We start from the raw sequence: 6,516 nt of genomic DNA on the forward strand, positions 1-6,516 counted from the left end.
CGCTTAGCGATCACCCTTCGCCAGCCCGAAACGGCTGTGCGATAACGTGCGTTCGATGCCACGCAGCTCAGCCAATCCCTTCAGCCGGCCGATGGCGGGATAACCGGGTTGTGCGCCGCGCGTCAGGTCGTCGAGGATTTCCTGGCCGTGATCGGGCCGCATCGGAATGGTGTGGTCTTCACGGCCCTCCGCCCGGCGGCGCGCTTCTTCGGTGAGGAGTGCGGCGATGACGGCGACCATGTCGGTTCCGCCTTCCAGATGCTCGTCCTCGAAGAAAGAGCAGGGCACGGTGTCGGTGTCGCGCGTCACATTGCGCAGATGTACGAAATGAATGCGATCTGCAAAACGGCTGGCGATGAAGGGCAGGTCATTGTCCGCCCGCGCGCCCAGCGAACCTGTGCAGAGCGTCACGCCATTGGCGCGGCTATCGACCTTTGAGAGCATATGGGCGTAGTCGGCTTCGGTGGAGAGAATCCGCGGCAGGCCGAGCAGCGGCCATGGCGGATCGTCGCCATGGGCGCAGATGTTGATACCCACCTCTTCGGCAACCGGCGTCACCTCGCAGAGAAAGTCGATAAGGTTCTGTTGCAGCCTTTCGCGGTTGATGCCGTGATAGGACCGCAGTTTTTCCAGAAGCTGGGCAAGTGTGTAACCATCCGCCGAACCGGGCAGACCCGCGCCGATATTACGCCCGAGGGCGGCGATTTTCGTCTCCGGCATGTCGGCGAAGCGTTTTGCCGCTTCCTCCGCCAGCCAGTCCGGATAATCGGCCTTGGCATCTGGACGTTTCAGGATGTGAATGTCGAAGGCGGCGAAATCGGGAAGGTCGAAGCGCATCGCCTTTGCGCCGTGTCTTGTTTCCCAGCGCAGGTCGGTGCGGGTCCAGTCCAGCACCGGCATGAAATTATAGCAGACGGTGCGGATGCCGGAGGCGGAGAGTCGGCGCAGCGTTTCCTGCCAGTTGGTTATATGGGTTTTCCAGTCACCGGTCTGGGCCTTGATATCCTCGGAGACCGGCACGCTTTCCACCACGTCCCAATAAAGCCCACCGGCCTTGATGGCTTCATGCCGTTTGGCGATTTCATCCACCGGCCAGACATCGCCAGTGGCGATGTGATGCAGCGCGCTGACGATGCCTTCCGCGCCCGCCTGAGCCGCATCCTGAACCGTGACCTTGTCGACCGGGCCGAACCAGCGCCATGTATGTCTCATTTTAAATCCTCAAATATCAGTCTGCGGAAAATGTCAGCTGCACCTTGCAGGCGGCAGAGCGGTCTCCGGCCTGTTCGAATGCAGCTGTCGCCTCGCCAAGCGGGAAGCTGTGGGAAATAATCGGCCGCACATCGATCCTGCGGGTGGAGATGAGCCCGGCGGCAATGGCGAATTCGTCGTGGAAACGCTGTGAGCCGCGCCAGAGGATTTCCTTGCCCACCAGCGCGTTGAGCGGAATGGTGATGTCGCCGGTGACGCCCACCTGCACGATGGTGCCGCGCGGGCGCACGCAGGCAAAGGCGGTGCGAAGTGCTGGAGCGGCTGCGGAGCAATCGAAAATGACGTCGAAATAACCCTTATTGTCCTGATAGGGGATGAGCGCCTCGGCGTCTTTCGCGACATTGATGGTGCGGTCGGCACCCATGGCGGGGGCGCGTTCAAGTGCGGCATCGGTAAGGTCGGTGGCAACGACGATGCTTGCTCCGGCGTGGCGGGCGGCGGCAATGGTCAGGAGGCCGATGGGGCCTGCGCCGGTCACCAGCACCTTCGCACCTGCCAGATCGCCGGCCTGGGCCACGGCATGCAGGCACACCGCGAGCGGCTCGGTGCAGGCGGCTTCAGCCGGTGAGGTATCCTCTGAAAATTTCGCGCATTGTTTGGCGGGAACCACCAGCCGGTCGCGGAACATGCCCTGTTCATGCGGCAGGCGCATGGCGCTGCCCATGAAGCGCATTTCAAGGCAATGGATCGGCTGGCCCTTCAGGCAGAAATGGCAATGGCCGCAGGGCTGAGACGGATTAACGGCGACAAGCTGGCCGATGGCAAGCCCGCTGACACCCTCTCCCAGCGCCTGCACATGGCCGGATGCCTCATGTCCGCAGATGATCGGCTCGCGCACCCGGACCGGACCGAAGCCGCCATCCTGATAATAATGCAGATCGGAGCCGCAGATGCCGCCCGCCGCCATGGCGAGCAGCACTTCGCCAGGCCCTGGCTCGATGAGGTCCTGCGTTTCGACGCGAATGTCCCTCTGGCCGTATAGACGTGCCACGCGTGTCTGCATGACGATGCCCTCATATGTGTATGGGAGGAAGAAGCCCGCGCGGGAAACCGCGCGGGCGATGATATTGGCGTTAGCGGATCAGGCCCATTTCGGTCGGCAGCCACAGCGTGATGGCGGGAACGAAGGTGATCAGCAGCAGCGCCACGAACAACGGCACCAGCCAGGGCAGAATGGCCATGGTCGTGCGTTCGACGGAGAGTTTCGCCACGCGCGAGAGCACGAACAGCACCATGCCGAGCGGCGGATGCAACAGGCCTATCATCAGGTTGAGCGTGATGATGAGACCGAAATGCACCGGATCGATATTGAACTGCAGCACCAGCGGCAGCAGGATCGGCACGAGGATGGTGATGGCCGCAATCGTATCGAGGAAGCAGCCGACGAACAGCATCAGGAGATTGACCAGCACGAGGAAAATCCACTTGCTGTCGGTGATCGTCAGGATCGCCGCCGACAGAAGCTGCGCCGCCTGGCTGACCGTCAGCAGCCATGCGAAGACCGAGGCCGCCGCGACGATGAAGAGCACCGAAGCGGTCGTCTCAATCGTGTCGAAGGTCGATTTCGCCAGCGTTTTGAAGGTCATCGTCCGGTAACGGACAAGCCCGAGGAACAACGACCAGAGGACGGCCGCAACGGCGGCTTCCGTCGGTGTGAACCAGCCCATGGTCATGCCGCCGATCAGGATGACAGGCGTCATCAGCGCCATCACGGCCGAGAAGTCGAAATACCAGTCACAGGCCAGCAATATCACCAGCACGATCAGGATCGACAGGTTGAGCGACAGGCCAAACGCCGTGAGGATATAGATGCCGAGCGGCACCATCATCACCACGAAGACTTCGATCGATGCGCCGAAAATGGTTCTGAGGCTGAAGGGCGTATCGGAGCCCCAGCCCTTGATATAGGCGAAGACCGCAACCGTGATCATCATCAGAAGCGTCATCACGACGCCCGGAACGATGCCGGCCATGAACAGCGCGCCGATGGAGACATTCGCCATCATGCCATAGATGACGAAGGGCAGCGACGGCGGGAAGATCGGGCCAAGCGTTGCGGAGGCGGCGGTGACGCCGACGGCCGCTTCGACCGGATAACCGTGATCCTTCATGGCCTTGATTTCGATGGTGCCGATACCGGCCGCGTCGGCAAGTGCTGTGCCGGACATGCCGGAAAAGATCACCGAGCCGATGATGTTGACCTGTGCGAGACCGCCCTTCATCCAGCCGACGAGTGCGACGGCGAAGGAATAGATGCGTCCCGTAACCCCCGCCGTATTCATCAGGTTGCCGGCAAGGATGAAGAAGGGAACGGCCAGAAGCGGAAAGCTTTCCACACCCGCGATCAGGCGCTGCGCCGCGATGATATCAGGCGCGACATTATAAAACACGATGTAGAGCAGCGAGGCCGAGGCCATCGAGATCGCGACGGGCAGGCCGATCAGCATCAGGAGAAGAAAGGAGCCGATAAGAAGCAGCATGTGATCAATCCCCCGCGCTCTGGAATTCTTCGGGCCGCTCGAGCACGGAATAACCACGCTGCATATTGGCGATGAAGACCTGCACCGATCGGAAGAACATCAGAACGAAAGCGGCCAGAACCGTGTAGAAAACGATGTTGCGCGGCAACGCCACGGTGACCATCTCCTCATCGGCGACGATTTCCAGATAGCGCCACATCAGCCAGGAGGTGTAGGCGAAGAAGAGGATACGCAGCACATCGACAAGGATCGACATGGCGCGGGCCACCTGTGGCGGCACATAGTGATAAAGCACATCCACCTGGATGTGGCGCGACATGCGCACGCACATGACCGAACCCAAAAAGACGACGCCGATCAGGCAGTTGACGGCAATTTCTTCCGTCCAGGCGTAGCTGTCGTTGAGTACGTAGCGGGTGAAGAACTGAAGGAACACGCAGCCCGTCATCAGCCAGAAGAGGCCGAGCGTGACCCAGTCTTCGAATGAATAGACCTTGAGATCGACCTCCGGCGGCGCCTCGTCGAACGTATGGGCGAGTTCCTCAGGCGTGACCTGAGTATGGATTTCCTGCGACATTGAGATATCCCGTCTGGAGAGAAAGGGCGGTGCGGCAACGGGGCCGCACCGGATCTTGGCTCACTTGACGGCGCGAATGGCTTCCCAGTCGGCCTTGTCGTAACCGAAGTCCTCGAACTTCACTTTTTCGAGGACGTTCTTCTCGAAGTCGGCCTTGTCGACCTCGGCGACGGTGAGACCGCGCTTCTTGAAGTCTTCGACGAGGCTCTTTTCGCGGCTTTCGATGGTCTTGGTGGTGCGCTCGGCTGCCTACTGCATGACTTCGGTGAAGATTTTCTTGTCTTCATCGGAGAGCTGCGACCACAGGTTCTTCGAAATCACCGTGTTGAGGTGGTCGACGATATGGCCGGTCAGGACGATGTTCTTCTGCACTTCGAAGAACTTCTTCGCCTCGATGGTGGTCAGCGGGTTTTCCTGCGCATCGACGGTGCCGTTCTGGAGCGCCAGATAGACTTCCGCAAAGGCAATCGGGGTGGTGTTGGCGCCGCAGGCGCGCGGCATGGCGAGATAGGCCGGAACGTCGGGAACGCGCATCTTCAGCCCCGCCATGTCGGCGCAGGCGGCAATCGGCTTGTTCGATGTGGTGTGACGCGTGCCGTAATAGCTGACGGCGGCGATGTGGTTGCCGGTCTTGTCTTCATAACCCTTGGCGAGCCGCTTGAAGATATCGCTCTTGGTGTAGGCGATCAGATGGCTCGGGTCGCGAAAGATATAGGGGAAGTAGGTGACGCCGATCGGCTTGAAGTCACGCGCGGCAAAGCTGGAGCCGGAAATGATGATATCGACGGTGCCGATTTTCAGGCCCTGATTGATATCGGCTTCCTTGCCGAGCTGCGAAGCCGGAAAGACATCGATCTTGTAGCGGCCTTCGGTGCGCTTGGCGATCTCTTCCACAGCCCAGACCGAATCGGTGTGGAACGGTTCGGAGGTCTCGTAGACATGCGCCCATTTCAGCGTGGTCTGCGCCTGCGCCGCGAGCGCGGAAAGCAGGATGGCGGCTGTTGCGCCCATCAAAGTCGACAATCTGATTTTCATTCTTAACTCCTCCCGAATTAAAGCCAGATTTCTCATTTTTCCCGTCGCCGGTTACGGCGCGGTCACTCTTCTCCGATCGTTTCCTCCCCGAAACTTTCGGAAAATCTCTTTTGCGACAGCGTCAGATGCTGCCGCATCGCCTCACGTGCACCTTCCGGGTCGTTAGCGGCAATGGCGTCGCGGATTGCGCGGTGTTCCTGAACGGCAAGGTTCCAGGTGTGGGGCCCTTCGAAATAGCTGGCGAGCTTTTCGAAAAAGGGTGACAGGCTGCGCTCGTCATAGATCAGGCCGGTAAAGCGGTTCAGCGCCGAATTGCCGATGATGTCGGCAATCGCGGTGTGGAAGGCCCGGTCGAAATTGAGCGCCTGTGGTGAGTTGTCGAGTGCGCCGGCCATGCGTTCGATGATATCATCGAGCTTGGCGATGCATTTCGGTGTCGCAAGCCTTGCGGCTTCCTCCGCAATCGCGCTTTCGATGATGCAGCGCGCCTGCAGGATTTCGAATGGCCCATGCGCATCCGGCACCGGCGGCTTTTCCTTGGCCTGCTTGCCGGCCGCGCTGACATAAACGCCCGAACCCATGCGGATATGGATATGGCCTTCCACTTCCAGAACGATCAGCGCTTCGCGAACCGTCGGGCGCGATACGCCGAAGCGTTCGGCAAGATCCCGTTCCGCCGGCAGGCGCTGGCCTTCGGTCAGTTCCCCGCTTTCGATGAGCAAACGAATTTGTTCCGCGACCAGCCGGTAAAGGCGGCGCGGCTCCAGAGCCACAAACATGATATCCTCCCAGCGCGAAAGTCTCCCCTGATCGCGCAAGCGGTAAGATGGTCTTACCAATTTTATTAGGGCGCATTTATGCGGTGCTGTCAATCGGCCGCTGGCGGAAAAGTGCGGGGGCGGAGTTTGTGGCGGTTCAGCAGGTCGGGCGTTGTCTTATTCCGGGGCTTTTACCACTTCCGTCATTCCGGCTTGGAGTGGGCATTAAGCCAGCCCAAGTCTTTGTGCATAAGAGGATGGTAAAGTTCGCAAACCTTGCCTCCGTCATGCTCGAGCTTGTCCCACTGCTGTCCGGTTTAAATTTGGTGGACATGGCGCACGGTGTTGATTCTACTCGTATTCGAGCGTTTGGCGACGATCTCGGACACGAAAG

Annotated in this window: 6 protein-coding genes and 1 pseudogene; 1 reads left to right on the top strand and 6 read right to left on the bottom strand. The window is 60.1% G+C overall.

Features of this window, described 5'->3' with window-relative positions; translation table 11 throughout:
* Nucleotides 1-3: 3 nt before the first annotated feature.
* The 6 genes and pseudogenes from uxuA to ACQZ40_RS19700 form a co-directional block, all read right to left on the bottom strand.
* Nucleotides 4-1,212, bottom strand: coding sequence for a mannonate dehydratase (uxuA, locus tag ACQZ40_RS19675; protein WP_448748524.1), 1,209 nt, complete (start codon nucleotides 1,210-1,212; stop codon nucleotides 4-6).
* 16 nt (nucleotides 1,213-1,228) lie between these two features.
* The gene (locus ACQZ40_RS19680; RefSeq protein WP_078052581.1) at nucleotides 1,229-2,275 is read right to left on the bottom strand and encodes an L-idonate 5-dehydrogenase; all 1,047 of its coding nucleotides are present in this window, start codon (nucleotides 2,273-2,275) and stop codon (nucleotides 1,229-1,231) included.
* 70 nt (nucleotides 2,276-2,345) lie between these two features.
* Nucleotides 2,346-3,752, bottom strand: a complete 1,407-nt coding sequence (locus ACQZ40_RS19685) for a TRAP transporter large permease (protein WP_035220793.1) — start codon at nucleotides 3,750-3,752, stop codon at nucleotides 2,346-2,348.
* Nucleotides 3,753-3,756: 4 nt separating this feature from the next.
* On the bottom strand, nucleotides 3,757-4,329 hold the full coding sequence (locus tag ACQZ40_RS19690) for a TRAP transporter small permease (RefSeq protein ID WP_059758143.1): 573 nt from the start codon (nucleotides 4,327-4,329) through the stop codon (nucleotides 3,757-3,759).
* Nucleotides 4,330-4,389: 60 nt separating this feature from the next.
* Nucleotides 4,390-5,364 (bottom strand): annotated as a pseudogene (locus tag ACQZ40_RS19695) (sialic acid TRAP transporter substrate-binding protein SiaP).
* Between the two features lie 62 nt (nucleotides 5,365-5,426).
* Nucleotides 5,427-6,143, bottom strand: coding sequence for a FadR/GntR family transcriptional regulator (locus ACQZ40_RS19700; protein WP_078052584.1), 717 nt, complete (start codon nucleotides 6,141-6,143; stop codon nucleotides 5,427-5,429).
* A gap of 47 nt (nucleotides 6,144-6,190) precedes the next feature.
* On the opposite strand from ACQZ40_RS19700, the gene ACQZ40_RS19705 reads away from it, so the two are divergent.
* The coding region (locus ACQZ40_RS19705) for a hypothetical protein (RefSeq protein ID WP_448748525.1) at nucleotides 6,191-6,516 on the top strand (326 nt) is incomplete at its 3' end.

The organism is Agrobacterium sp. 16-172Ci, from assembly GCF_053522725.1.